Annotated in this window: 25 protein-coding genes and 1 pseudogene; 11 read left to right on the forward strand and 15 right to left on the reverse strand. The window is 73.1% G+C overall.

Annotation, left to right across the window (positions count from 1 at the left end):
- Positions 1 to 720: a 3-oxoacyl-[acyl-carrier-protein] reductase gene (gene fabG / locus AB0L74_RS16640; RefSeq protein WP_365651730.1), complete on the reverse strand. Its 720-nt coding sequence runs from the start codon at positions 718 to 720 to the stop codon at positions 1 to 3.
- A 268-nt stretch (positions 721 to 988) separates the two neighbouring features.
- On the opposite strand from fabG, the pseudogene AB0L74_RS16645 reads away from it, so the two are divergent.
- A pseudogene (locus AB0L74_RS16645) lies at positions 989 to 1,219 on the forward strand (hypothetical protein); the annotation flags it as partial.
- A gap of 75 nt (positions 1,220 to 1,294) precedes the next feature.
- Positions 1,295 to 2,563, forward strand: a complete 1,269-nt coding sequence (tyrS, locus tag AB0L74_RS16650) for a tyrosine--tRNA ligase (protein WP_365651733.1) — start codon at positions 1,295 to 1,297, stop codon at positions 2,561 to 2,563.
- 69 nt (positions 2,564 to 2,632) lie between these two features.
- Here the strand turns inward: tyrS and AB0L74_RS16655 are convergent, their stop codons facing one another.
- Positions 2,633 to 2,911, reverse strand: a complete 279-nt coding sequence (locus AB0L74_RS16655) for a GlsB/YeaQ/YmgE family stress response membrane protein (protein ID WP_365651736.1) — start codon at positions 2,909 to 2,911, stop codon at positions 2,633 to 2,635.
- Positions 2,912 to 3,159: 248 nt separating this feature from the next.
- Between AB0L74_RS16655 and AB0L74_RS16660 the strand changes: the two genes are divergently transcribed.
- Positions 3,160 to 3,576, forward strand: a complete 417-nt coding sequence (locus AB0L74_RS16660) for a DUF3099 domain-containing protein (RefSeq protein ID WP_365651739.1) — start codon at positions 3,160 to 3,162, stop codon at positions 3,574 to 3,576.
- A gap of 246 nt (positions 3,577 to 3,822) precedes the next feature.
- Complete coding sequence (locus AB0L74_RS16665) at positions 3,823 to 4,044, forward strand: hypothetical protein (protein WP_365651742.1); 222 nt, start codon at positions 3,823 to 3,825, stop codon at positions 4,042 to 4,044.
- Between the two features lie 42 nt (positions 4,045 to 4,086).
- Here AB0L74_RS16665 and moaA read toward each other — a convergent pair whose 3' ends face one another.
- The 3 genes from moaA to AB0L74_RS16680 all read right to left on the reverse strand — a co-directional run bounded on the left by moaA (position 4,087) and on the right by AB0L74_RS16680 (position 7,229).
- Positions 4,087 to 5,076: a GTP 3',8-cyclase MoaA gene (moaA, locus tag AB0L74_RS16670; protein ID WP_365651745.1), complete on the reverse strand. Its 990-nt coding sequence runs from the start codon at positions 5,074 to 5,076 to the stop codon at positions 4,087 to 4,089.
- A 171-nt stretch (positions 5,077 to 5,247) separates the two neighbouring features.
- Positions 5,248 to 6,876, reverse strand: coding sequence for a cation acetate symporter (locus AB0L74_RS16675; RefSeq protein ID WP_365651748.1), 1,629 nt, complete (start codon positions 6,874 to 6,876; stop codon positions 5,248 to 5,250).
- Positions 6,873 to 7,229, reverse strand: a complete 357-nt coding sequence (locus AB0L74_RS16680; protein ID WP_365651751.1) for a DUF485 domain-containing protein — start codon at positions 7,227 to 7,229, stop codon at positions 6,873 to 6,875. Before AB0L74_RS16680 ends, AB0L74_RS16675 begins: the two co-directional genes overlap by 4 nt.
- A gap of 326 nt (positions 7,230 to 7,555) precedes the next feature.
- Between AB0L74_RS16680 and AB0L74_RS16685 the strand changes: the two genes are divergently transcribed.
- The 6 genes from AB0L74_RS16685 to AB0L74_RS16710 all read left to right on the forward strand — a co-directional run bounded on the left by AB0L74_RS16685 (position 7,556) and on the right by AB0L74_RS16710 (position 14,237).
- On the forward strand, positions 7,556 to 9,097 hold the full coding sequence (locus AB0L74_RS16685) for a S8 family serine peptidase (protein WP_365651754.1): 1,542 nt from the start codon (positions 7,556 to 7,558) through the stop codon (positions 9,095 to 9,097).
- A gap of 257 nt (positions 9,098 to 9,354) precedes the next feature.
- Entirely contained in the window at positions 9,355 to 10,341 is a 987-nt protein-coding gene (locus AB0L74_RS16690) for a DEDDh family exonuclease (protein WP_365651757.1), read from the forward strand.
- Positions 10,342 to 10,484: 143 nt separating this feature from the next.
- Positions 10,485 to 10,718, forward strand: coding sequence for a hypothetical protein (locus tag AB0L74_RS16695; protein WP_078957636.1), 234 nt, complete (start codon positions 10,485 to 10,487; stop codon positions 10,716 to 10,718).
- Positions 10,719 to 10,765: 47 nt separating this feature from the next.
- Positions 10,766 to 11,560: an SURF1 family protein gene (locus AB0L74_RS16700; protein WP_365651760.1), complete on the forward strand. Its 795-nt coding sequence runs from the start codon at positions 10,766 to 10,768 to the stop codon at positions 11,558 to 11,560.
- 135 nt (positions 11,561 to 11,695) lie between these two features.
- Positions 11,696 to 13,477 carry a glycoside hydrolase family 15 protein gene (locus tag AB0L74_RS16705; protein ID WP_365651763.1) on the forward strand — a complete coding sequence of 594 codons (1,782 nt, stop codon included), beginning with the start codon at positions 11,696 to 11,698 and terminating at the stop codon, positions 13,475 to 13,477.
- A 4-nt stretch (positions 13,478 to 13,481) separates the two neighbouring features.
- Complete coding sequence (locus tag AB0L74_RS16710) at positions 13,482 to 14,237, forward strand: SDR family oxidoreductase (protein ID WP_365651766.1); 756 nt, start codon at positions 13,482 to 13,484, stop codon at positions 14,235 to 14,237.
- A 40-nt stretch (positions 14,238 to 14,277) separates the two neighbouring features.
- On the opposite strand, the gene amaP is transcribed toward AB0L74_RS16710, so the two are convergent.
- From amaP to AB0L74_RS16735, 5 genes are all read right to left on the reverse strand, one after another.
- On the reverse strand, positions 14,278 to 14,856 hold the full coding sequence (amaP, locus tag AB0L74_RS16715; RefSeq protein WP_365651769.1) for an alkaline shock response membrane anchor protein AmaP: 579 nt from the start codon (positions 14,854 to 14,856) through the stop codon (positions 14,278 to 14,280).
- A 5-nt stretch (positions 14,857 to 14,861) separates the two neighbouring features.
- Entirely contained in the window at positions 14,862 to 15,542 is a 681-nt protein-coding gene (locus AB0L74_RS16720; RefSeq protein WP_365651772.1) for a DUF6286 domain-containing protein, read from the reverse strand.
- The gene (locus AB0L74_RS16725; RefSeq protein WP_365651775.1) at positions 15,539 to 15,922 is read right to left on the reverse strand and encodes a hypothetical protein; all 384 of its coding nucleotides are present in this window, start codon (positions 15,920 to 15,922) and stop codon (positions 15,539 to 15,541) included. Before AB0L74_RS16725 ends, AB0L74_RS16720 begins: the two co-directional genes overlap by 4 nt.
- On the reverse strand, positions 15,919 to 16,104 hold the full coding sequence (locus AB0L74_RS16730; protein ID WP_164391757.1) for a hypothetical protein: 186 nt from the start codon (positions 16,102 to 16,104) through the stop codon (positions 15,919 to 15,921). The genes AB0L74_RS16725 and AB0L74_RS16730 overlap by 4 nt, the downstream gene beginning before the upstream one ends.
- Positions 16,105 to 16,178: 74 nt before the next feature.
- Entirely contained in the window at positions 16,179 to 16,643 is a 465-nt protein-coding gene (locus AB0L74_RS16735; protein ID WP_365651779.1) for an Asp23/Gls24 family envelope stress response protein, read from the reverse strand.
- A gap of 87 nt (positions 16,644 to 16,730) precedes the next feature.
- On the opposite strand from AB0L74_RS16735, the gene AB0L74_RS16740 reads away from it, so the two are divergent.
- Positions 16,731 to 17,450 (forward strand): nucleopolyhedrovirus P10 family protein, encoded by a 720-nt coding sequence (locus AB0L74_RS16740; RefSeq protein ID WP_365651782.1) that lies wholly within the window; start codon positions 16,731 to 16,733, stop codon positions 17,448 to 17,450.
- 179 nt (positions 17,451 to 17,629) lie between these two features.
- Here AB0L74_RS16740 and AB0L74_RS16745 read toward each other — a convergent pair whose 3' ends face one another.
- The 5 genes from AB0L74_RS16745 to AB0L74_RS16765 all read right to left on the reverse strand — a co-directional run bounded on the left by AB0L74_RS16745 (position 17,630) and on the right by AB0L74_RS16765 (position 23,795).
- Positions 17,630 to 18,442: an enoyl-CoA hydratase/isomerase family protein gene (locus tag AB0L74_RS16745; protein WP_365651785.1), complete on the reverse strand. Its 813-nt coding sequence runs from the start codon at positions 18,440 to 18,442 to the stop codon at positions 17,630 to 17,632.
- A 144-nt stretch (positions 18,443 to 18,586) separates the two neighbouring features.
- On the reverse strand, positions 18,587 to 18,808 hold the full coding sequence (locus AB0L74_RS16750) for a helix-turn-helix domain-containing protein (RefSeq protein WP_029385158.1): 222 nt from the start codon (positions 18,806 to 18,808) through the stop codon (positions 18,587 to 18,589).
- A 335-nt stretch (positions 18,809 to 19,143) separates the two neighbouring features.
- The gene (locus tag AB0L74_RS16755) at positions 19,144 to 20,742 is read right to left on the reverse strand and encodes an ABC-F family ATP-binding cassette domain-containing protein (RefSeq protein ID WP_365651790.1); all 1,599 of its coding nucleotides are present in this window, start codon (positions 20,740 to 20,742) and stop codon (positions 19,144 to 19,146) included.
- A 294-nt stretch (positions 20,743 to 21,036) separates the two neighbouring features.
- Positions 21,037 to 22,437 (reverse strand): hypothetical protein, encoded by a 1,401-nt coding sequence (locus tag AB0L74_RS16760; protein ID WP_365651793.1) that lies wholly within the window; start codon positions 22,435 to 22,437, stop codon positions 21,037 to 21,039.
- 227 nt (positions 22,438 to 22,664) lie between these two features.
- The gene (locus tag AB0L74_RS16765; protein WP_365651796.1) at positions 22,665 to 23,795 is read right to left on the reverse strand and encodes an alpha/beta fold hydrolase; all 1,131 of its coding nucleotides are present in this window, start codon (positions 23,793 to 23,795) and stop codon (positions 22,665 to 22,667) included.
- Positions 23,796 to 23,914: the final 119 nt, after the last annotated feature.

Genomic DNA, 23,914 nt, shown 5'->3' on the forward strand with positions numbered 1-23,914 from the left:
TCAGTGACCCATTCCCAGTCCGCCGTCAACGGGGATGACGGCTCCAGTGATGTACGAGGCGTCGTCCGAGGCGAGGAACCGCACCGTCGCGGCGATCTCCTCCGGCTGCGCGTACCGTCCGAGCGGGACCTGCGACACGATGCCCGCGCGCTGCTCCTCGCTGAGCACCTTGGTCATGTCGGTGTCGACGAAGCCGGGCGCGACGACGTTGAAGGTGATGTTGCGCGAGCCCAGCTCCCGGGCGAGCGAGCGCGCGAAGCCGACCAGGCCGGCCTTGGAGGCGGCGTAGTTGGCCTGGCCCGCCGAGCCGAGCAGGCCGACGACCGAGGAGATCAGCACGACGCGGCCCTTCTTCGCGCGCAGCATGCCGCGGTTGGCGCGCTTGACCACGCGGAAGGTGCCGGTGAGGTTGGTGTCGAGGACGGACGTGAAGTCGTCCTCCGACATGCGCATCAGGAGCTGGTCCTTGGTGATGCCGGCGTTCGCGACGAGGATCTCGACGGGGCCGTGCGCGTCCTCGATCTCCTTGTAGGCCCGCTCCACCTGCTCCGCGTCGGTGATGTCGCACTTGACGGCGAGGCAGCCCAGGTCCGCCAGGGCGGCCGGCGGCTCCCCCGAGCGGTACGTGATCGCGACCTTGTCGCCGGCCTCGGCGAACGCGCGGGCGATGGCGAGGCCGATGCCCCGGTTGCCTCCGGTGACGAGAACCGAGCGGCTCAACGGATCACCCTTTCGATAGCTGTCTGAATACCCCGCCCGGGCACCTGGACGACAGGCGGCGATGACAGGCGGCTTCTTTGAAAACCTATCGGTCGGGACGTCGCGGCGGACAAGGGGGCGCCCACAGTGGCGCACGAGGCTCACTGTCGGATCCCTACAGAAAGCCACGACCGGCGATCCGGAAACGCGTGGTCCGGCGCGGGACGGGGCGACATGATGCGGAGCGGCCGGCACCACGGCGGCCACACCGACAGGAGCCGGCACTCCGGTGGAGAACGGCGAGGTGACCGGGGAGGTGAACAACTTCCGGTTCAACGAGTCGCCGGTGGACCTGCTGGGGCGGGCCGCGCAGGCCGGGCGCACGGAGAAGACGCGCACGGAGAAGACGCGCACGGAGAAGACGCTGCCGAGGGAGTGGGGCGACTGGTTCACCCGAGCCGCGATGCCCCCGCTGCGGGTGCCGGACTTCAACATGAGCCCGGTCAGCCGGGGCGTCTGACCTGTCGGTCGCCCCCCATAGACTGGGGGGACCCCGCACGGGGAACCTGTTCACCGTTCAAGGAGACATACGACCGTGACGGACATCGTCGACGAGCTGAAGTGGCGCGGGCTGTTCGCCCAGTCCACTGACGAGGACGCTTTGCGCAAGGCGCTCGCGGACGGTCCCGTCACCTACTATTGCGGGTTCGACCCGACCGCGCCGTCCCTGCACGTCGGGCATCTGGTGCAGGTGCTCACCGTACGCCGGCTCCAGCAGGCCGGCCACCGGCCGCTGGCGCTGGTCGGCGGCGCGACGGGCCTGATCGGCGATCCCCGCCCCACCGCGGAGCGCACGCTGAACGACCCGGAGACGGTCGCCGGCTGGGTGGAGAAGCTGCGTCGCCAGATCGAGCCGTTCCTCTCCTTCGAGGGCGAGAACGCGGCCGTGATGGTCAACAACCTCGACTGGACGCAGGGCCTGTCCGCGATCGAGTTCCTGCGGGACGTCGGCAAGCACTTCCGGGTCAACAAGATGCTGACGAAGGAGTCCGTCGCCCGGCGTCTGGAGTCCTCCGAGGGCATCAGCTACACGGAGTTCAGCTACCAGCTGCTTCAGGCGATGGACTTCCTCCAGCTCTACCGCCGGTACGGCTGCACGCTCCAGCAGGGCGGCAGCGACCAGTGGGGCAACCTGACGGCGGGCCTGGACCTGATCCACCGGCTGGAGCCCGACGCCGCGGTCCACGCCTACGCCACGCCGCTGATGACCAAGGCGGACGGCACCAAGTTCGGCAAGACCGAGGGCGGCGCCGTCTGGCTCGACCCGGAGATGACCACGCCGTACGCGTTCTACCAGTTCTGGCTGAACGTGGACGACCGGGACATCTCGCGCTACATGCGGATCCTCTCCTTCAGGTCCCGCGAGGAGCTGGAGGAGCTGGAGCGGCAGACCGAGGAGCGCCCGCAGGCGCGGGCCGCCCAGCGCGCGCTGGCCGAGGAGCTGACGACGCTGGTGCACGGCGCCGACCAGACGGCCGCCGTGATCGCCGCGTCCAAGGCCCTCTTCGGCCAGGGCGAGCTGGCGGAGCTGGACGAGCGGACGCTGGCCGCGGCCCTGTCGGAGCTGCCCCGCATCCGGGTCGCCGAGCTCGCCCCGGTCGTGGACCTGTTCGCCGAGGTCGGCCTGGTCGCCAGCAAGTCCGCCGCGCGCCGCACGGTCAAGGAGGGCGGCGCCTACGTGAACAACGCCAAGGTGCCCTCCGAGGACGCGGTCCCCGCGCGGGAGGACCTGCTGCACGGCCGCTGGCTGGTGCTGCGCCGGGGCAAGAAGAACCTGGCCGCGGTCGAGGTCACCGGCGCCTAGCGCCACACGGTCGGGGGGCGGGGTCCGCGCGGGGCTCCGCCCCCCGTCCGGCCCGGTGGCGGGCCCGGTTCAGACCCGCTGCTTGCGCTTGCCCAGCGTCGCCCGGTAGAGCGCGTCACCGACGGCGACGATGACGATCGCGGCGACGAGCTGGAACACGTGGCGCCACCAGTCGATGCCGGCGGTCGCGTCGACGCCGGCCGCCCGGGCGATCGCGTTGCCGGCGATCGCCCCGAGTATGCCGAACAGGGTGGTCAGCCACAGAGGGCTGTGCTGCTTGCCGGGAATGATCGCCTTGGCGAGCAGCCCCAGCACGAATCCGACGATGATCGCCCACAACCAGCCCATGGCTGCCTCCTCGTACGGCTCGACGTGAGCATTACCGCCAGTGTCGGTCCCTGCCGCGTACGGCGCATGCCGGAGCGGACCGTACGCGGTACGGCGCCGGCCGTCCGCGCGGGCGGCAGCGGGTAACCCGGTCTCGTGGGGGGCGCGGACGCGGCGTAACGTGGGAGCTGTCCGCGACCGGTGTCCCCGGGCGGTCACGGACGGCTGCGCGGCGGGGAGAGTCCGATACGGGCGGATGGTGGAATGTGATGCGGAAGCAGCATGGCGGCGGCAACGCCCAGGTGTTCCGGATCACCGGAGCCCGGACGGGCCTCCAGGAGGATGTGCGCGGACGGCAGCGCCGGTACGTGATCTCGATGACGGTCCGCACGCTGTCGGTGATCCTCGCGGCCTGCCTGTGGAACGTGGAGCGGCATGTCGCGATCGTGGCGCTGGTCCTCGGCGCGGTACTGCCCTACATCGCGGTGGTGATCGCCAACGCGGGCCGGGAGAACGCGCCGTCGCTGCCGTCGACGTTCGTGATGGCCCCGACACGGCCCATGATCGCACCGCCGCGAGCGGACGGGGAGGCGGCCGAATCCGCCGCCGGAGACCCCGACGACGCCGGAGCCCCCGAAGACGTGGTGTCGCCGGGCGCGCGGAGCGAGCCGCACCACCAGCGGTGACCGGGGCGGACGGGCCGGCCGAAGGTCACCGCGTGATCAAGCTCAAGAAAAGCTCAGATCAATCATGTTGTTCCGGTGCCGGGCGGCGGGTGACCCGTGACATACTTCGTAGGCGCTCCGCATCCCCCGTCGGAGCGACGGACCGACGCCGGGCAGCTCCCCCCGTGGCTGCTCGGCGTCGCCTTTTCCCCGGCCTTTCCGGCGTGACGGCACGCAGTGACGGTACGCAGTTGTGAGACGAAGCCTGTGAGTGACGAGACCACCCCCATCTGTTCCGCCAAGGGCTGCCGCGCCGTCGCCGTGTGGGTGCTGGCCTGGAACAATCCCACGATCCACACGCCGGAGCGCCGCAAGACCTGGCTCGCCTGCGAGGAGCACCGGGAGCATCTGTCCCAGTTCCTCGGGGTGCGCGGCTTTTTGAAGGACGTGGTCCCGCTGACCGAGTGGGAGTCCCACCAGGGCACGTAGGTGCCCGGCCGCCGATCAGATGCCCAACCGGCGATGGAGTGCCTAGCCGCCGATCGCCGACATCGGGCGGTCCGGCTGGACGAACGAGGGGTCGTCCAACCCCGCGCCCGCCTTCTTGCCCCACATGGCCAGGCGCCAGATCCGGGCGATCTCCTCGTCGGGGGCGCCGGAGCGCAGGGCGGCGCGCAGGTCCGTCTCCTCGGTGGCGAACAGGCAGGTCCGTATCTGTCCGTCCGCGGTCAGACGGGTGCGGTCGCAGGCGGCGCAGAACGGGCGGGTGACGGAGGCGATGACGCCGACCCGGTGGGGGCCGCCGTCGACGACCCAGCGTTCGGCGGGGGCGGATCCGCGCTCCTCGGCGCCCTCCGGGGTGAGCTCGAAGCGGGTGCGCAGCGAGGCGAGGATGTCCCCGGCGGTGATCATGCCCTCGCGCTTCCAGCCGTGCTGGGCGTCCAGCGGCATCTGCTCGATGAAGCGCAGCTCGTAGTCGTGCTCGACCGCCCAGGCGAGCAGGTCGGGGGCCTCGTCGTCGTTGAGCCCCGGCATCAGGACGGAGTTGACCTTGACCGGGGTCAGGCCGGCCTCGCGGGCGGCGCGGAGTCCCTCCAGCACGTCCTTGTGGCGGTCGCGGCGGGTGAGGGCCTTGAAGACCTCCGGGCGCAGGGTGTCCAGCGAGACGTTGACCCGGTCCAGGCCGGCCGCCTTCAGGGCCGTCGCCGTGCGCTTGAGGCCGATGCCGTTGGTGGTGAGGGACATCCTCGGGCGCGGGTCGAGGGCGGCGACGCGCTCGACGATCCCCACCAGGCCGGGGCGCAGCAGGGGCTCGCCGCCGGTGAAGCGGACCTCGGTGATGCCGAGGCCGGTGACCGCGATGCCGATGAGGCGGACGATCTCGTCGTCGGTGAGCAGGTCGGGCTTGGCCAGCCACTGCAAACCCTCCTCGGGCATGCAGTAGGTGCACCGCAGGTTGCAGCGGTCGGTCAGCGAGACCCTCAGGTCGGTGGCCACTCGGCCGTAGGTGTCGATGAGCACGTGGGCCCCCTCCCTCGACGCGGATCGGCGGGGCACCTCATCCCCTCCGATACTGGCGAGCCTACGTGACCGCGCCGACAACGACAGCGGCCCGATCCCACGACGTGCGGCGCGGCCCCGTCGTAGGGATCTACCACATCGATCCACGACGGGGCCGCGCGCGGGGCGGCCTCAGTGGGCGCCGGTACCGGTCAGGGACCGGACCTCCAGCTCCGCGTACTTGCCGGTGTCCGGCTCCTCCTTGGACAGGATGGTGCCGAGCCAGCCCATCAGGAAGCCGAACGGGATGGAGATGATGCCCGGGTTCTTCAGCGGGAACCAGGCGAAGTCGACGTCGGGGAACATCGCCTTGGGGTCGCCGGAGACCACGGGCGAGAACAGCACCAGGCCGACGGCGACGATCAGTCCGCCGTAGATCGACCACAGCGCGCCCTGGGTGGTGAACCGCTTCCAGAACAGGCTGTAGAGGATCGTCGGCAGGTTGGCGGACGCGGCGACGGCGAAGGCCAGGGCGACCAGGCCGGCCACGTTCAGGTCGCGGGCGAGGGCGCCGAGCGCGATGGAGACGATGCCGATGAAGACGGTCGCCCAGCGGGCCGCCCGCATCTCCTCCTTCTCGGTGGCCTGGCCCCGGCGGATGACGTTGGCGTAGATGTCGTGCGCGAAGGACGAGGACGAGGCGAGGGTGAGGCCGGCGACCACCGCCAGGATGGTCGCGAAGGCCACCGCCGAGATGGTGGCGAGCAGGATCGCGCCCCAGGCCGAGTCGACGCCGCCGATGTGCAGGGCGAGCAGGGGTGCCGCCGTGTTGCCGGACGGGTTGGACTCGATGATCTCCTTCTGCGAGATCAGCGCGGCGGCGCCGAAGCCGAGCGCGATGGTCATCAGGTAGAAGGCGCCGATGATGCCGATGGCCCAGTTGACGGACTTCCGGGCGGCCTTGGCGTTGGGCACCGTGTAGAAGCGGATCAGGATGTGCGGCAGGCCGGCGGTGCCGAGGACCAGGGCGATGCCGAGGGAGATGAAGTCCAGCTTGGAGGTGCCGGTGGCGCCGTACTGGAGGCCGGGCTCCAGGAAGGCGGCGCCCTTGCCGCTGTTCTCGGCGGCGGTGCCGAGCAGGTCGGAGATGTTGAAGTCGAACTTCAGCAGTACCAGGAAGGTGATCAGCAGGGTGCCGCCGATGAGTAGCACGGCCTTGACCATCTGGACCCAGGTGGTGCCCTTCATGCCGCCGATGGAGACGTAGACGATCATCAGCACGCCGACGAGGGCGACGATGAGGATCTTGCCCGCGTCGGAGGTGATGCCGAGCAGCAGCGAGACCAGGACGCCGGCGCCCGCCATCTGGGCCAGCAGGTAGAAGATCGACACCACGATGGTGGAGGTGCCGGCGGCGGTGCGGACCGGCCGCTGGCGCATCCGGTAGGCGAGGACGTCGCCCATGGTGTAGCGGCCGGAGTTCCGCAGCGGCTCGGCGACCAGCAGGAGAGCCACCAGCCAGGCGACCAGGAAGCCGATGGAGTACAGGAAGCCGTCGTAGCCGAAGATGGCGATGGCGCCGGCGATGCCGAGGAAGGACGCGGCGGACATGTAGTCGCCGGAGACGGCGAGTCCGTTCTGGAAGGCGCTGAACTGGCGGCCGCCCGCGTAGAAGTCGGCGGCGTTCTTGGTCTGGCGGCCCGCCCAGACGGTGATGGCGAGGGTCGCGACGACGAATACCGCGAACAGGGAGATGATCAGTGGCCGGTGCTCGCTGGCCTCGTTGGCCGCGAGTGTCGTGGCCGTGGTGGCGAGGTTCACGCGCCGCCCTCCATCCGGGACTTGATGGCCTCGGCCTTGGGGTCGAGCTGGGCGGCGGCGTGCCGCGAGTACCACCAGGCGATGAGGAACGTGGTGACGAACTGGGCGAGGCCGAGGACGAGCGCGACGTTGACGTTGCCGAACAGCTTGGCGCCCATGAAGTCGCCGGCGTAGTTCGACAGCAGCACGTACAGCAGGTACCAGGCGACGAACGCGATCGTCAGCGGGAAGGCGAAGGAGCGGAAGGAGCGGCGCAGTTCACCGAACTCCGCGCTCTGCTGCACCTCGGCGAACTCCTCGGTGGAGGGGAGTCGGTGTTGCTCTTTCGAGGGGGGCGGTGCGTCGGTGGCCACGGAGTCTCCTCGTACGACGGACATGACGGCTTGGACCTCACGGTGATGTGGATCACGTGAGCCGGGTCGCGATGGTAGGCGCCCGGGGAGTGATCCGACAGGGGGCACGACGCTGCTCGTGCCCCTTGTCCAACGTCACGGAGGGACGCAGGTACCGGTTCAACCGGCAGGGTCACTTTCCGAAGTCGCCGGAAGTCCCCCCTTGTGAGTCATTGCTGGCCAGCGAGTCCGGGAGATAGCTTCACCCTGCACCACCCGTCATGTACCTGCCCGAGCACCACCTGCGTCTCGGGCTGGTGTTCGTTTCCGGATGATGTGGAGACCCCATGGCTCATCTTCCTTCCAGACGCCGGCTGGCCCTCACCGTGCCGCTGGCCCTGTCGCTGACCGCCTCGCTCGGCTTCCTGCCGGCGGCCGCGTCGGCCGCACCGCGGGCCGCGCTGGCCGCGGACGCCGCACCGGCCGCGGACGGCCCGAAGCTGGCGTACGTGGTCAACACGGCGACGGACCACCGCACCGTCGCGTCGGTGAAGAAGGCGATCGAGGCGGCCGGCGGCAGCGTGGTGGCCACGTACGGGAAGATCGGCGTGATCGTCGTCCACTCGGCCAACCCCGGCTTCGCCGAGGAGATACGCGCCGTGCGCGGGGTGCAGTCGGCGGGTGCCACGCGCACCGCGCCGCTGACCGCCGCGGGCACGACCGACGCGGGCGCCGCTGAGGTCATGACCGAGGCGCAGGCCGCGAAGACCGCGCGGGCCTCCGCCGCCGCGCCGGGCAGCGAGCCCCTCGAAGCCGACCAGTGGGACCTGCGCGCGATAGGCGCCGACGAGGCCGCGCAGATCAACCCGGGCAGCCGCAAGGTGACCGTCGCCGTCATCGACACCGGTGTCGACGACACCCACCCGGACCTCGCCCCGAACTTCTCCGCCGCCCAGTCCGCCAACTGCGTGGGCGGCAAGGCGGACACCAGCGAGGGCGCCTGGCGCCCGTACACCGCCGACGACTACCACGGCACGCACGTGGCCGGGGAGATCGCCGCCGCCCGCAACGGCATCGGCGTCGCCGGTGTCGCTCCGGGCGTGAAGGTGTCGAGCATCAAGGTGAGCGACCCGGACAACGGCCTGTTCTACCCCGAGAACGTGGTGTGCGCCTTCGTCTTCGCCGCCGACCACGGCGTGGAGATCACGAACAACAGCTACTACGTGGACCCGTGGCTGTACAACTGCCTGGACGACCCCGACCAGAAGGCGATCGTCGACGCGGTCAACCGGGCCCAGCTGTACGCCCAGAAGAAGGGCACCCTGCACCTGGCCTCGGCGGGCAACTCCAACCACGACCTGGACGCCGACGCCATCGTCGACAAGACCAGCCCCAACGACACCACGCCGGTGACGCGGACCATCGACCCGCACGAGTGCTTCGACGTGCCGACCCAGCTGCCGGGCATCGTGACGGTCAGCGCCACGGGTGTGCAGAACCTCAAGTCGTACTACTCCTCCTACGGCCGGGGTGTCGTGGACGTCGCGGCCCCGGGCGGGGACCGGCTCTACCAGATCCCGGACACGCCGTCGAAGGAGGGCCGGGTCCTGTCCACCATGCCGAACAACGAGTACGGCTTCCTCCAGGGCACGTCGATGGCCTCGCCGCACGCCGCGGGCGTCGCCGCGCTGCTGAAGTCGAGGTACCCGCAGGCGACGCCCGCGCAGCTCCAGGCGCTGCTGAAGGCGCAGGCGGACAACCCGGGCTGCCCGGCGTCGTACGACCAGAACGGTGACGGCACCCAGGACGCGGTGTGCGAGGGCGGCAAGCGCGTCAACGGCTTCTACGGCCACGGCATCGTGGACGCGCTGGACGCGGTCACGAAGTGACGCGGTGACGCGGGCCCGCACGCGGTGACGCGGGCGGCACGCGCGCGTGGGGGCCGGGTGAGCGCGCCCGGCCCCCACGTCCGTGCCGGTGGCGCCGGCCGTCCCCGGCGAACCGGCCCGCCGGGGACGGGACTTGACCAGGAGTCGCCAGAAAAACCGCCAAATCGGTACACACGGGTCATTCCTGACGCCGTGGACGGCCGGTGAGGCGACCTGAGGGACGTCGGTGTCAGTCGCGGCCCGTATCCTCAGGGACCATGCTCGAAGACCCCACGACCGCAGCGCCCCCTCCCCCAGCGTGGCCGGCCGCGTACCCGCAGGGATACGCGGTCGTTGACGTGGAGACCACCGGCCTGGCCCGTGACGACCGGATCATCTCCGCGGCCGTCTACCGGCTGGACGCGCGGGGCGAGGTCGAGGACCACTGGTACACGCTGGTCAACCCCGAGCGGGATCCGGGCCCGGTGTGGATACACGGTCTGACGAGCGAGATGCTCCAGGGGGCGCCCCTGTTCCGGGACATCGCCGAGGAGTTCGCGGCCCGGCTCGACGGCCGGGTGCTCGTCGCGCACAACGCCGTCTTCGACTGGCAGATGATCGCCCGCGAGTACGCGCGCGCGGAGCGCGAGGCGCCGGTGCGGCAGCGGCTGTGCACCATCGCGCTCTCCAAGGAGCTCGGCCTGCCGCTGCCCAACCACAAGCTGGAGTCGCTGGCCGCGCACTTCGGCGTCGTCCAGAAGCGGGCGCACCACGCGCTGGACGACGCGCGGGTGCTGGCGGAGGCGTTCCGGCCCAGTCTGGCCGCCGCGGCGGCGGGCGGCGTCCGGCTGCCGCTGCACGAGTGCCGGCCGCTGACCGAGTGGTCGGACCGGCCCGCGCCCCGGATCGGACGGCAGGCGGCGTACGGCGGCTACCGGGCGAACAGCTGGCGTCCCTCACGCAAGAGGCCCGCGTGCCCCTATCCCAACCCAGGCCGATACCAAGAGGGCAAACGCCTCAAGCAGGGCATGCGGGTCGCCTTCTCCGGTGACACCTCCATCGAGCGGGAGCTGCTGGAGGACCGCGCGACGGAGGCCGGGCTGCACGTCGCGACCAGCCTGTCCCGGCTGACCAGCCTGCTGGTCACCAACGACCCCGACTCGGGCACGTCGAAGGTGGTCAAGGCGCGGCAGTACGGGACGCCGATCGTGGACGAGGCGGCCTTCGGCCAGTTGCTGCACGACGTCGAGCCGGCGGACGGCTGACCCGGCGGAGGTCTGACCCGGCGGGCGGCTGACCCGGCGGACGGACCGCGCCGCACGGGGGCCGCGGTGCGGACGGGTGATTGCCGGGCGACTCGCCCGGCGCCCGCTCGCCCGCACGACGGCGACGGCTCACCCTGTGGCCCATGGCGACATGTGAAGTCTGCGGCAACAACTACGGAATGACCTTCGAGGTCCACGCCCAGGGCGCGGTGCACGTCTTCGACTGCTTCTCCTGCGCGATCCACCGCATGGCCCCCATCTGCGAGCACTGCCGGGTGCAGATCATCGGCCAGGGCGTCGAGGTCGAGGGCCACTGGTACTGCGGTGCCCACTGCGCCCGCGCCGAGGGGAAGGCGGGCATCGTCGACCGGGTCTGAGCGCACCCGGGTGAGTACACCCCACGACCGGGTTGTACCGTCGTGGGGTGTACCGCTTCCTGTTGTCCCGCCAGTGGGTGATCCTCACCCTCGTGGCGCTCGCGCTCATCCCGACGATGATCGAGCTGGGCTTCTGGCAGCAGCACCGCCATGAGCACAAGGTCGCGCTGAACAAGGTGATCGCCGACTCCCTGGCGGCCAGGCCCGTGCCCGCCGAGTCCCTGACCTCGCCCGGAGCGAGCGTCGAGCGGGACAAGCTGTACCGCCGGGTGACGGCGAAGGGGCACTTCGACACCGCCGGCGAGGTCGTCGTGCGCCGCCGCACCAACGCGGACGACGAGGTCGGCTACCACGTGCTGACCCCCTTCGTCCTCGACGACGGCAGGGTCCTGGTCGTCAACCGCGGCTGGGTCCCCGGGGACCGCACGAGCCAGTCGGCGTTCCCGGAGGTCCCGGCGCCCCCGAAGGGGGAGATCACCGTCACCGGCCGGCTGATGCCCGACGAGACGACCGAGGACAGCGGCATCAAGAACGTCCCGGGGCTGCCGGACCGCCAGGTCATGCTGATCAACAGCCGGCAGCAGGCCGAGCGTCTCGGCAAGCCCGTCCTCGGCGGCTATGTGGAGCTCACCGCTCCGGAGCCCTCGGACGGCTCGCCCGAGCTGCTCCCGGCCCCCGAGCACGACGACATCGGCCCGCACCTGGCGTACGCCATCCAGTGGTGGCTGTTCGCCGCGGCCGTCCCGTTCGGCTGGTTCGTCCTGGTCCGCCGCGAGGCCCGCGAGCGGGCGGGAGCGGCGGTGGCGGAGGAGACGGAAGCGGCACAGCCGGCGGCGGTGTAGCGCACGCGCCCTGCGCACACCTCCCTCGTACGCCCCCCGCGCAGGCCCCTCGCGCCCGGCACCGGCAAAACGGTCACCGGGGGCGGCCGGAGCATTCCCTGATTGCCCCGTCACCCGCCGGGAAGACGGAATGCCGTGCATCCCCGTATCGAGGACTACGCGCTCATCGGTGACGAGCAGACCGCGGCCCTGGTCGGCACGGACGGATCCGTCGACTGGCTGTGCCTGCCCCGGTTCGATTCGGCGGCCTGCTTCGCCAAGCTGCTCGGCGACGAGGACAACGGCCACTGGCGCATCGCCCCCAAGGGCGCCGAGCACTGCACCCGGCGCGCCTACCGCCGCGACACCCTGGTCCTGGACACCGAGTGGGAGACCGGCCGGGGCGCGATCCGCGTCACCGACTTCATGCCCCAGCGCGACCGCGCGCCGGATCTCGTCCGCGTCGTGGAGGGCCTGCGCGGCGAGGTCACCGTGCACAGCACGCTGCGGCTGCGTTTCGACTACGGCTCGATCGTGCCGTGGATGCGCCGCACCGACGGCCACCGGGTGGCCGTCGCCGGGCCGGACGCGGCCTGGCTGCGCAGCGAGCCGGAGGTCCCCACCTGGGGACACGACTACGGGACGCACTCGGAGTTCACCGTCACCGCGGGGCAGAAGGTCGCGTTCGTCCTCACCTGGCACCCCTCGCACGAGCCGCGCCCCGCGCAGATCGACCCCTACGAGGCGCTGCGCCACAGCGTCGCCGACTGGCGGGCCTGGGCGGCCCACTGCCGCTACGACGGCCCGTACCGGGACGCCGTGGTGCGCTCCCTGATCACGCTCAAGGCACTCACCTACAAGCCGACCGGCGGCATCGTGGCCGCCGCCACCACCTCGCTGCCCGAGGAGCCGGGCGGTGTCCGCAACTGGGACTACCGCTACTGCTGGCTGCGCGACTCCACCCTCACCCTGGGCGCGCTGCTGGCGGCCGGGTACCTGGAGGAGGCCGAGGCATGGCGGGACTGGCTGCTGCGCGCGGTCGCGGGCAGTCCGGCGGACCTCCAGATCATGTACGGGCTGGCGGGTGAGCGGCGGCTGCCGGAGTTCGAGCTGCCGTGGCTGTCCGGTTTCGACGAGTCCACGCCCGTACGGATCGGCAACGACGCCGTGAACCAGCTCCAGCTGGACGTGTTCGGCGAGGTCATGGACACCCTGTCGCTGGCCCGCAAGGCGGGCCTGCCCGACAAGCCGCAGATGTGGCAGCTCCAGCGCTCCCTGATGCGGTTCCTGCGGACGGTGTGGCGGCAGCCGGACGAGGGGCTGTGGGAGGTGCGCGGCGGGCGCCGCCACTTCGTGCACTCGAAGGTGATGGTGTGGGTGGCCGCCGACCGGGCCGTGCGCACCCTGGAGCGGCACCCCGAGCTGGAGGGCGACCTGGAGGAATGGCGCGCGCTGCGCGAGGAGGTGCACCGGGAGGTGTGCGAGCGGGGCTACGACCCCGGGCGCGGCACCTTCACCCAGTCCTACGGCTCGCGCGAGCTGGACGCCGCGCTGCTGTTCATCCCGCGCGTGGGCTTCCTGCCGCCCGACGACCCAAGGGTCCTGGGCACCATCGACGCCGTCGAGAAGGAACTGACCCGCGGCGGCCTGGTGCGCCGCTACAGCACCGAGGACCCCGTCGACGGGCTGCCCGGCAGCGAGGGCACCTTCCTGGTGTGCTCCTTCTGGCTCGCGGACGCGCTGCACATGACCGGCCGCACCGAGGAGGCCGAGGAACTGTTCGCGCGGCTGGTGGGACTCGCCAACGACGTGGGGCTGCTGGCCGAGGAGTACGACCCGGTGGCCGGCCGCCAGCTCGGCAACTTCCCGCAGGCGTTCAGCCACATCGGACTGGTGCACACGGCCCTCGCCCTGTTCGGGGACGAGCGGGCAGGATAGGGCCATGGATCTTGGACTGAAGGACCGGGTGTACGTCGTCACCGGCGCTACCCGGGGCCTGGGCAACGCCACCGCGCGGGAACTGGTCGCGGACGGCGCGAAGGTGATCATCACGGGGCGGGACGAGGAGAGCGTCGCCGACGCCGCGTCCGCGCTGGGCCCCAACGCGGCCGGGGTGGCCGCCGACAACGCCGACCCCGAGGCACCCGCACGGCTGATCGCCGCCGCGCGCGAGCGCTTCGGGGGCTTCCACGGCGTGCTGGTCAGCGTCGGCGGGCCGCCGCCCGGTTTCGTCGCCGACACCACGGACGAGCAGTGGCAGGCGGCGTTCGAGTCGGTGTTCCTCGGCGCGGTGCGCCTGGCCCGCGCCGCCGCGGCGGAGCTGGAGGAGGGCGGTGTCATCGGCTTCGTGCTGTCGGGGTCGGTGTACGAGCCGATCCCGGGTCTGACCGTCTCCAACGGGCTGCGCCCCGGTCTGGCCGGCTTCGCCAAGTCCCTGGCGGACGAGCTGGGCCCGCGCGGCGTCCGCGTCGTCGGCGTGCTGCCGGGCCGCATCGACACCGACCGGGTGCGCGAGCTGGACGGCATGTCCGCCGACCCCGAGGCCACGCGCGCGGCCGCCGCCTCCCGCATCCCGCTGCGCCGGTACGGCACCCCGCAGGAGTTCGGCCGCGCGGCGGCGTTCCTGCTGTCCCCGGCGGCGTCGTACCTGACGGGCGTCATGCTGCCGGTGGACGGCGGGGTGCGGCACGGGTTCTAGGGCTTTCAGGGCGTGCGGCCGGGAGGGTGCGCCGCGGGGGTCAGCTGACGCGTTCGGCGCGGTGCCGGACGCCCTTGAGCCGCACCTCCGCCGGCAGGGCGGTGAGCCCCGCCGCCTCCCGGGCGTGCGCCAGCGGGCCGGTGGTCAGGTCGTGCAACGCGGTGGCGGGGTCCAGGTGCGGTGCGAGCAGCAGCCGTACGCGGGAACGCGGGGCGCCGCGCCGGCCGGTGAGCCGCACCCGCGCGCGTTCCACGCCGTCGGGGCGGCCCGCCTCGTCGGCCAGCGCGCTCTCCAGGGCCCGCCCGCGCAGCACCGCGCCCTCACCGTCGCCGGTGTCGACGAGGATCTCGCCGAGGCGGCGCCGGCGCAGCACCGCCGCCAGCCACCACAGGGCGAGCAGCAGGAGCACGGCGAGGGCGGCGAGGACCACCGGCCACCACCAGCCGGCGTCCCGCCAGCGGGTCCGCTCGGCGTCACTGAGCAGCACGTCGCGCCGGCCGTCGTGGATCCACCACGAGGGCGCCGGAGCGCCCAGTCCGACGGCCAGCACGGAGCCGCCGAGGACGAGCAGGACCAGGCCCACGAGCGCGAGCAGGACACGGTTGACGGGTGCGCGCACCGGCCTCACCCCTTCCGTCCGGGCCGCGCCACCCGCACCGACAGGGCGGGCGGCCGGGCCAGCCCCAGCGCCCGCACCGCGTCGGTGAGCGCGGTGTCCAGGTCGGCGCGTACGTCGTCGGGTTCGCGGAAGTGCGCCACCGCGCGCACCTTCGCCTTCCGCCGTCCCATCCGCACCCGGGCCGACTGCACCCCGGCGACCTCCACGGCCCGGTCGCGCAGCACCGTGGCTGCGGCGCCGCGGTGGAGTCCGGCGTGTACGTCGGGGTGGGGGCGCCGCATCGGCAGCAGGTCCCGCAGGCCGGGCGTGACGGCCAGGAGCAGCAGCCACAGCCCGAGCGCGGCGGCGACCGCCGCGCCGGTCAGCACCCAGGTGTCGTCCAGGGGCCTGCGGGCCAGCTGCCGGGCCAGCTCCCGGCGCCAGCCGAGGGCGGGCCGGTCGGCGCGTACGGCGGCGATGTCGTACAGGAAGACGCCCGTGAGGAGCAGGAGCAGCAGGGCGGCGATGCCCGCGGGGACGCGGCGTGCCGACCAGAGGCGGCCGGCCCGGCCGGGGGCGCCGCCGGGCGCCTGCCCGGTGCCGGCGGCCTTCTCCAGGAGGACGGGCGCGGGCCGCGTGGCGCCCGCGCCGGCGTCCCGGGTGTCGTCGGTGTCGGGGGTGCCGTGGGTGTTCCGGGGCTCGCTCATCGCGTCCTCCCGTGTGCCGCGCCGTACTCCGGTACCGGGTGCAGCCGCTCCACCTGGATGGCGACCTCCGGCACCGTCATGCCCGTCAGCGTGCCCACCCGTTCGACGACACGACGGCGCACCCGGCCGCAGCGGGCGCCGATGTCGCCGGGGTAGCCCAGCTCCAGATGGACGCGGACCCGGGCGGTGTCGCGGTGCACGGCGACGGTGGCGTGGGGGCGTGCGGCGTCCGGGGGGAGCTCGCCCACCGCCTCGCGCGCCGCCTGAGCGGCGATCTTCGCGACGACCCGGTCGGCGATCCTGGTCGCACCGCGCTCCCCCGGCGGGACGGCGGCGGGGGCTCCGCCGAGCTCACCGGTCCCACTGCTCACGGCGGTCACCGCCGGCGGTCGTCACGCGCGCGGAAGAAGTCGCCGAGCTCCCAGTCCCCCTCCAGGAACCGGCCGACGACGAGCCCGACGGCACCCAGGGCGGCCACCAGGAGGAAGGCGCCGAATCCGCCGAAGTATCCGGCGAAGCCCAGCGCCATTCCGGCGATCATGCCGGCCACGGCCATGCTCATGGTGCGCTCCTCAGCTCCTCATGGCGATCGGGTGGTGGGGGCACCGCGGTCGCTCGCGGTCCCTCGGTGCGGGGTCACTGGAGCCGGGGCTCCGGCTCCTCTTCCTCCTCGTCCGGCAGCTTGACGTCGCTGACCGCGATGTTGACCTCGACCACTTCCAGGCCGGTCATCCGCTCCACCGCGGCGATCACGTTCTCCCGCACGTCCCGCGCGACATCGGCGATCGACACGCCGTACTCGACGACGATCTCCAGGTCGAGCGCGGTCTGCTTCTCGCCGACCTCGGCCTTGACCCCGCGCGTGACCGACTTGGTGCCGCCGGGGACCCGGTCGCGTACGGCACCGAAGGTGCGCGACATGCCGCTGCCCATGGCGTGCACGCCGTCGACGTCGCGTGCGGCCATTCCGGTGATCTTCTCCACGACACCGTCGGCGATGGTGGTCCGTCCGCGGGTGCCGGGGTCTGCGCCGCCCCGCTTGGGGCTCTGCGCCCTGATCGCGCCGCCGGGGTCCTGGTTCCGTTCCGTGGTCTCGCTCATCGCCGCACGTCCCTTTCGGTCGTCGTTCTGCGACCACCGTAAGCGGGGTTGCGCGATCGCGCGCCAGGAATGCGGCAGGCTGGAGGAATGACGACGGCGGACCGGTTGACGCGAGCGGTACGGGAGCAGCTGGGGCTGGGCAGGTTCCTTCCCCTGGGCGGGCCGCGGGACGGCGCGTGGATCACCGAGCGGGCGGTCCGGGGGGTGCTGCGGGAGGCGGCATCGGGCGTGGCGGGCGTGCGCCTGGACGGGGTGCGGGTCGCGCCCGCCGATCCCGGGCGCGCGGACGAACCGGTCGTGCCGCCCCCGCCGAGCGGGCTGCCGCCCGGGCCGCTGCGGGTGACGGCGGACTGCGCGGCGACGGCGTCCGAGCCGCTGCCGGCGGCGGCCGCCCGGCTGCGCGCGGCGCTCGCGGCGGCGGCGGGGCGGCTCGGCCTGACGGTGGAGGAGGTGGATCTGCGGGTGACCGGGCTGCTGGAGGAGACGGGCACCGAGGCCGCGCCACGGGACGAGGCGCCGGGGGCGCCGGCCGCCGTCCCGGCGGAGGGTGACGAGGGCCGGGCGGCGGCCGCCGCTCTGGCGGTCGCGGGCGTGACCCGGCTGACGGCCGCGCTGGGCCGGCCGGTCCGGGTCGGCGAGGGCGCGCACGCGCGGGAGGCCGCCCTGTCGCCCCGGCACGTCCGGGTGGAGCTCGCGGTCGGCGCGGACCACCGGGCCGTGGAGGTGGCCCGGCGGGTCCGCGCGGCGGTGTCGGACGCCCTGCCGGATCACCCGGCGGTGACGGTCCTGGTGACGGCGGTCGACTGAACCGGACCGCGGGACCGGGCGGCCGTCTCCCGGAGTCCGTCGCCCGGATCGGCCGCCGTCGCCTCGGGACCGCCCCCGCGGCACCCGCCCCCGCGATCCAGCGCGTCCGGAGCCGTGGCCTCGGGCCCGTCTTCCGGAATCCGCGCCGGCTGCGCCGTCTCCCGTCTTGGCCGTCTCCGTTATTCGCCGAGGCCGGCCAGGTCCCGGAGGCGGCGTGCCTGGGCGGCCCGCTCCGCGGTGCGCTGGGCCTCGAAGTCCCGGTGCACCGCGCCCTGGAGCAGGGCCTTGGTCTCGATCACGGCGTCGCGCGGCGCGGACAGGACCGCCGACGCCAGGTCGCGTACGGCGTCGTCGAGCTGGTCCGCCGGCACGGCCAGGTTCGCCAGCCCGGTGCTCACGGCCTCGGCGGCCGCGACGAACCGCCCGGTCGCGCAGATCTCCAGCGCGCGGGCGTACCCGACGAGCCCGACCAGGGGGTGCGTGCCCGTGAGGTCGGGGACGAGTCCGAGACTGGTCTCACGCATGGCGAACTGCGCGTCGTCGGCGACGACACGCAGGTCGCAGGCGAGGGCGAGCTGGAAGCCCGCCCCGATGGCGTGTCCCCGCACGGCGGCGATCGACAGGATGTCGCCGCGCCGCCACCAGGTGAACGCCTCCTGGTACTCGGCGATGGTCGCGTCCAGTTCGGCGTCGCCGCCGCGCGCGAGATCGAGGAACGACGGCTCGCCGTCGAAGCCCTCGGGCGTGAACGCCTGCCGGTCGAGCCCGGCCGAGAAGGATTTGCCCTCGGCCCGCAGCACGACGACCCGCACGGACCCCGGCAGCCGCCGCCCGGCCTCGGTGAGCGCCCGCCACAGGGCGGGGCTCTGGGCGTTGCGCTTGGCCGGGTTGGTCAGCGTCACCGTGGCGATCGCGTCGTCGACGGTGAGCCGTACGCCGTCCTGGTCGAGGACGGGGTCGTTCGGGCCGTGGTCCTGGGCGGGCGAAGCCATGGGGCGCCTCCGATGGGTGCGGTCATCCTGAGTGCCGTACGGGACTCCGTACGGCATCCCTAAGTGACTGCACAGTAACCACCCGGTCGATCAGTCGCCCGACCGGGTGGCCACCATCGAAGCCGTGGGACCGCCCGGGGATGGTCAGGCCGATGGGGCCTTCTTGCCCCGCGTCGCCCCGCCACGCCCTCGGAGCGTGACGCCCGACTCGCTGAGCATGCGGTGCACGAAGCCATACGAGCGGCCGGTCTCCTCGGCCAACGCCCGGATGCTCGCACCGGCGTCGTACTTCTTCTTCAGGTCTGCCGCGAGCTTGTCGCGCGCGGCGCCGGTCACCCGGCTGCCCTTCTTCAGAGTCTCGGCCACCCGTGCCTCCTCATGGGAAGTGCGCTCTGGTCTCCTCATGATCACCCCTCCGGGGCGTGATGGCCACCCATTCGGCAAGGTCCGTGAGACAAGTCCGTGACGACGGGAGTGCGTCCCCACATACGGAATCTCCCATTCCAAGCGAGGAAGTCCGTAGAGTCGCACGTGTTCTTTCGGAAAACACCAGGTCAGAAAGGCGCGACGGCCGGGCCCCCGGCGAAGGAGGGCCCGGCCGCGAAATGGGTGTATGACACACCTCGGTATGAGGAGATCTCACACAGATGATGGATCACGGATCGGCCGAATGATCCATACGCGGGGGATCAGTCGTTCGATCAAGCGAGGGCGACGAGGTCCGCGTAGTCGGCGCCCCACAGGTCCTCGACCCCGTCGGGCAGCAGGATGATCCGCTCGGGCTGGAGCGCCTCGACGGCGCCCTCGTCGTGGGTGACCAGGACGACCGCGCCCTTGTAGGTGCGCAGGGCGCCGAGGATCTCCTCGCGGCTGGCCGGGTCGAGGTTGTTGGTCGGCTCGTCCAGCAGCAGCACGTTGGCCGAGGAGACCACGAGGGTGGCCAGGGCCAGGCGGGTCTTCTCACCGCCGGAGAGGACGCCGGCGGGCTTGTCCACGTCGTCACCGGAGAACAGGAACGAGCCGAGCACCTTGCGGACCTCGACGAGGTCCATGTCGGGCGCCGCGGAGCGCATGTTCTCCAGGACCGTGCGGTCCGGGTCGAGGGTCTCGTGCTCCTGGGCGTAGTAGCCGAGCTTGAGGCCGTGACCGGGGACGACCCGGCCGGTGTCGGGCTGCTCGACCCCCGCGAGCAGGCGCAGCAGGGTCGTCTTGCCCGCGCCGTTGAGGCCGAGGATGACGACACGGGAGCCCTTGTCGATGGCCAGGTCGACGTCGGTGAAGATCTCCAGGGAGCCGTACGACTTCGACAGGCCCTCGGCCGTCAGCGGGGTCTTGCCGCAGGGCGCGGGCTCGGGGAAGCGGAGCTTGGCGACCTTGTCCTGCTGGCGGACCTCCTCCAGGCCGGACAGCAGCTTCTCCGCGCGGCGGGCCATGTTCTGCGCGGCGACCGTCTTGGTCGCCTTGGCACGCATCTTGTCCGCCTGGGCGTTGAGCGCGGCGGCCTTCTTCTCGGCGTTCTGCCGCTCGCGCTTGCGCCGCTTCTCGTCGGCCTCGCGCTGCTGCTGGTAGAGCTTCCAGCCCATGTTGTAGACGTCGATCGTGGCGCGGTTGGCGTCCAGGTAGAACACCTTGTTCACGACCGTCTCGACCAGGTCGACGTCGTGGGAGATCACGATGAAGCCGCCGCGGTAGGTCTTGAGGTAGTCCCGCAGCCAGATGATCGAGTCGGCGTCGAGGTGGTTGGTCGGCTCGTCCAGCAGCAGGGTGTCCGCGTCGGAGAACAGGATCCGGGCCAGCTCGATACGGCGGCGCTGGCCGCCGGAGAGCGTGTGCAGCGGCTGGCCGAGCACCCGGTCGGGCAGGTTGAGCGCGGCGGCGATGGTGGCGGCCTCGGCCTCGGCGGCGTACCCGCCCTTGGTGAGGAACTCCGTCTCCTGGCGCTCGTACTGCCGCAGGGCCTTCTCGCGGGTGGCCCCCTGGCCATTGGCGATGCGCTGCTCGTTCTCGCGCATCTTGCGGAGCAGGACGTCCAGGCCGCGGGCGGAGAGGATGCGGTCGCGGGCGAGCACGTCGAGGTCGCCGGTGCGGGGGTCCTGCGGGAGGTAGCCGACCTCGCCGGAGCGGGTGATGGTGCCGGCGGCGGGGATGCCCTCGCCGGCCAGGCACTTGGTGAGCGTCGTCTTGCCGGCGCCGTTGCGGCCGACCAGGCCGATGCGGTCGCCCTTGGCGACGCGGAAGGTGGCGGACTCGATGAGGACACGGGCACCGGCGCGCAGCTCGATGCCGGAGGCGGAGATCACGGACAGACTCCTGGGCGGTTGGGATGGCGGGACGGGCGGCTGAGGACGGGCCCGCCGTCTAATGCACGAGGAGAATGGCCATGGGATTCAGTCTAGCGGGACCGTGCAACCACTTTTTCCGGCCGACGGGGGGGAGCGATCGGTAGGGCGGGCGCGGACGCCGGTCGTCCGGGCGTCTGCCGGGCGCCGCCGTACACGGACGCGAAGGCGGCGGGGGCCTGAGTCGGCGGGCGGGAGCGGGAGCCCCGCCGGGGGCGTCCTGCCGGGCCCGGGGGCGGGACGCCGCCCCGGGTGTCAGCTGCCGCCCGTGTGGACCTGGAACGCCGCCCGGCGCACGGCCTTGGCCAGGGCCGGGTCGGGATGGGCCGCGGCGAGCGCGACCAGGACCTGCACGGTGCGGGGGTGCCCGACGGCCCGCACCTCGTCGAGCAGCGCGGGGATGGTCGGCTGCACCGCGGACTCCAGGTGCCGGACCAGCATCGGGGCCTCGCCGTGGTCGGCGACGGCGGCGGCGGTGTCGACCCACAGCCAGGTGGCCTCCTCCCGGGTGAGGACCTCGTGGGCGTCCTCCGGGTCGGCCCCGTCGTGCTCGGCCAGCCACAGCAGGGCGTAGGGCCGCAGCGTCGGCTCGTCGAGCACGGCCCGGACGTCGGGCTCGGCGGGGGCGCCGACGACGCGCAGCGCCTCGAAGGCGAGGCCGCGCAGCAGGGCGTCGTCGCCGCGGGCGGCGGCGAGGAGTTCGGTGACGGCGCTGCCGACGGGGCGGGCGGCGAGCCAGGCGCGGTACTCGGCGCGGGCCGCGTTGGGGCGCAGCTGGGCGCAGCCGCGGAGCATGTCCTCGGCGGCCTGCTCGATGTTCCCGGCGGGGCTCTGCGCGGCCACGCAGATCTGCTCCAGCTTGACCCAGACCGCCCAGCTGCCGAGCGGGGTGAGCGTGGCCTGCCCGTCGCCGTAGGTGAGGGCGCCGACCGAGGCGAGGGCGCGCAGGGCCCAGTCCAGGAGCGGGGCGAGCGGCGTGTCCTCGCCGGGCCCGGGGGTCTCGGGCTCGGCGCGCGGGCCGTAGGGGACCTCGCAGCGCTCGGTGCGCAGTTCGGTGACGCGCTGTTCCAGGAGGTCGAGGAGCTGGGCGAGGGGGACGGGCCCGGCGGACAGCTGGAGGAAGGAGAGCACCTGGGGCATGGCCGAGACGACCTCGGCGACGGCGGCCGGCTCGTGGTCGGCGGGCTCGGGGTGGGCGAGCGACCAGGCGTCGAAGAGGGCGACCCAGCCGCGCAGGACGGCGCTGTCGTCGCGGTCCCAGGCGCGCAGCCGCCAGCCGGGGCGGGCGCTGTCGCCGTGCACCTCGACGAGACCGGCCAGGCGGGCGGTGTCCCAGTCGGCGCGGACCTGGGCGACGGTCAGGCCGAGCTCGCGCGCCGCCCGTTCGGCGGTGGCGTCGGAGAGCGTGGCCTTGCCGTCGGAGGTCGCGCCGGCCCGGCCCGGTCCGAGGGTGGCGTCGGCCCAGCGGGCGACGCGCACCGCGCCGGCCAGACCGGAGCGTGCCATTCTGGCCAGTTCCGAGCGGGCCGGCGTGCCCTCGGGCGGGCGCGGCGCGGCGCGGCGCGGGCGCCGCTGGTTCACGGCTCTGGGGGCGGCGGCCAGGGGTCGCGGGCGGACGAGTCGAAGCCTGGAGTCGCGCGGGATACGGGACGTCACGGGTGCAGTCTTCCGGTTGACGGTCCGAAAACCCAAACGGAATGTCACCGGGGGCGACAGGGGTGGCCAACGCAACGGGTGGTGGTGGGCCGCCGAAGACGCGCAGGCCAGGAGGTGGGGCCCTAAGCGGAATGGGTGGGGCGGGGTGTGGCCGGAAGCGGTGGGGTACTGGGGGGTGAACCGGGCACGGGGGCCGGCCGCGCGCCGCCGGGAGGCCTCGGCGTCGGTCAGATCAGCGGCGTGAGGAAGCGCCGCAGGGTCTCTTCGTAGGTGTCGGGGGCGGCGTTCCACATGGCCGCGTGCGGGGCCTGCGGGACCGTGTGGAGGCGGACCAGCCGGGGGCGGGCGGCGGCGAGGCGGCGGGAGAGGTGCCAGGGGGCCACCGTGTCGCCGGGGCCGTGGAAGATCAGTACCGGCACCGCGAGGTGGCCGGGGTCGGGGCCGGGGTCGGCGGCACGGTCGGCGCGCAGTGCGGCGCGGCCCTGGGCGGCGCGGACCGCGAGCGGCAGCAGCGCCCCGGGCGTGTGCCGGGCCGCGGCCAGGGAGCGCAGGGTCGCCTCCCAGCTCAGGACCGGGGAGTCCAGGACGAGCCCGGCGATCCGGTCGCGCAGTCCGGAGTACTCGGCGGCGCGCAGGGCCATGGTGGCGCCGGTGGACCAGCCGAGCAGGACGACCTGCCGGGCGCCGTACCGCAGCGCGTAGCGGATCGCCGCGTCCAGGTCGCGCCACTCGGTCTGGCCGAGGTGGTTCAGCCCGTCCGGCGACCGGGGCGCGCCGAGGTCGCCGCGGTAGGCGAGGGCGAGCACCGGGACGCGCAGGCGGTGCAGGAACCCCATCACGTTCATGGCCTGTTCCCGGGTGGCGCCCAGGCCGTGCACGGCGATCACCCAGGTGTCGCGGGAGGACGGCACGAACCAGGCCGGCAGGGAGCCGAGCTCGCCGGGGACGTCGGCGTCGGCGTGGTCCAGGCCGAGGGCGGTGCCCGGGTCGCCGACGTACAGGTTCGGGGTGAGCCAGACCTTGTCGCCGGGCCCGAGGGTGCCGTGCGTGACGCGTTCCAGGCGGCGCACGACGGTGTCGGCGGGGTGCCGGGCCGCGTCGAGGACGGGGCCGACGACCGCGTGGGAGCCGTCGCCCGCGAGGCCGTACCGGCCGGGGCGGAGCGTGGCCAGGTGCCGGGTGAGGGTGATCTGGCCTGCCGCGGTGCCGTGCACGGTGAGCCGGGGTTCGGTGGGCAGGGGCCGGCCCGCGGGCGCCTTCAGCGCGGCGTCGCTGGCGAGCCGGCCGGCGACGATGCTGGCGGCGCCGGTGGCCAGGGCTGCGGTGACGGCGGTGGCCGTTGCGGTGACGGTGCGCACGTCACCCAGTGTCCCGGCGGATCCGGTGACCGGCCAGTGGGCGGGCGGGTGAGGGTGACGGCGCGGCGGTGCTCGACGCGCCCGCCGGCGGGGCGGCGGACGCCGCCGCCCCGCCCGGG

It is taken from the genome of Streptomyces sp. NPDC052020, from assembly GCF_040680575.1.
Taxonomy (GTDB): Bacteria; Actinomycetota; Actinomycetes; order Streptomycetales; family Streptomycetaceae; genus Streptomyces.

Bases quoted from the DNA above. Each gene is read 5' to 3' on its own strand.
- AB0L74_RS16730 (WP_164391757.1), bottom strand. From the start codon at position 16,104: ATGAGCATGGCCGTGGCCGGCATGATCGCCGGAATGGCGCTGGGCTTC.
- AB0L74_RS16655 (WP_365651736.1), bottom strand. From the start codon at position 2,911: ATGGGCTGGTTGTGGGCGATCATCGTCGGATTCGTGCTGGGGCTGCTC.
- AB0L74_RS16695 (WP_078957636.1), top strand. From the start codon at position 10,485: ATGGCGACATGTGAAGTCTGCGGCAACAACTACGGAATGACCTTCGAG.
- AB0L74_RS16685 (WP_365651754.1), top strand. From the start codon at position 7,556: ATGGCTCATCTTCCTTCCAGACGCCGGCTGGCCCTCACCGTGCCGCTG.
- AB0L74_RS16660 (WP_365651739.1), top strand. From the start codon at position 3,160: ATGCGGAAGCAGCATGGCGGCGGCAACGCCCAGGTGTTCCGGATCACC.
- AB0L74_RS16745 (WP_365651785.1), bottom strand. From the start codon at position 18,442: ATGGCTTCGCCCGCCCAGGACCACGGCCCGAACGACCCCGTCCTCGAC.
- AB0L74_RS16740 (WP_365651782.1), top strand. From the start codon at position 16,731: ATGACGACGGCGGACCGGTTGACGCGAGCGGTACGGGAGCAGCTGGGG.
- AB0L74_RS16720 (WP_365651772.1), bottom strand. From the start codon at position 15,542: ATGAGCGAGCCCCGGAACACCCACGGCACCCCCGACACCGACGACACC.
- AB0L74_RS16690 (WP_365651757.1), top strand. From the start codon at position 9,355: ATGCTCGAAGACCCCACGACCGCAGCGCCCCCTCCCCCAGCGTGGCCG.
- AB0L74_RS16735 (WP_365651779.1), bottom strand. From the start codon at position 16,643: ATGAGCGAGACCACGGAACGGAACCAGGACCCCGGCGGCGCGATCAGG.
- AB0L74_RS16710 (WP_365651766.1), top strand. From the start codon at position 13,482: ATGGATCTTGGACTGAAGGACCGGGTGTACGTCGTCACCGGCGCTACC.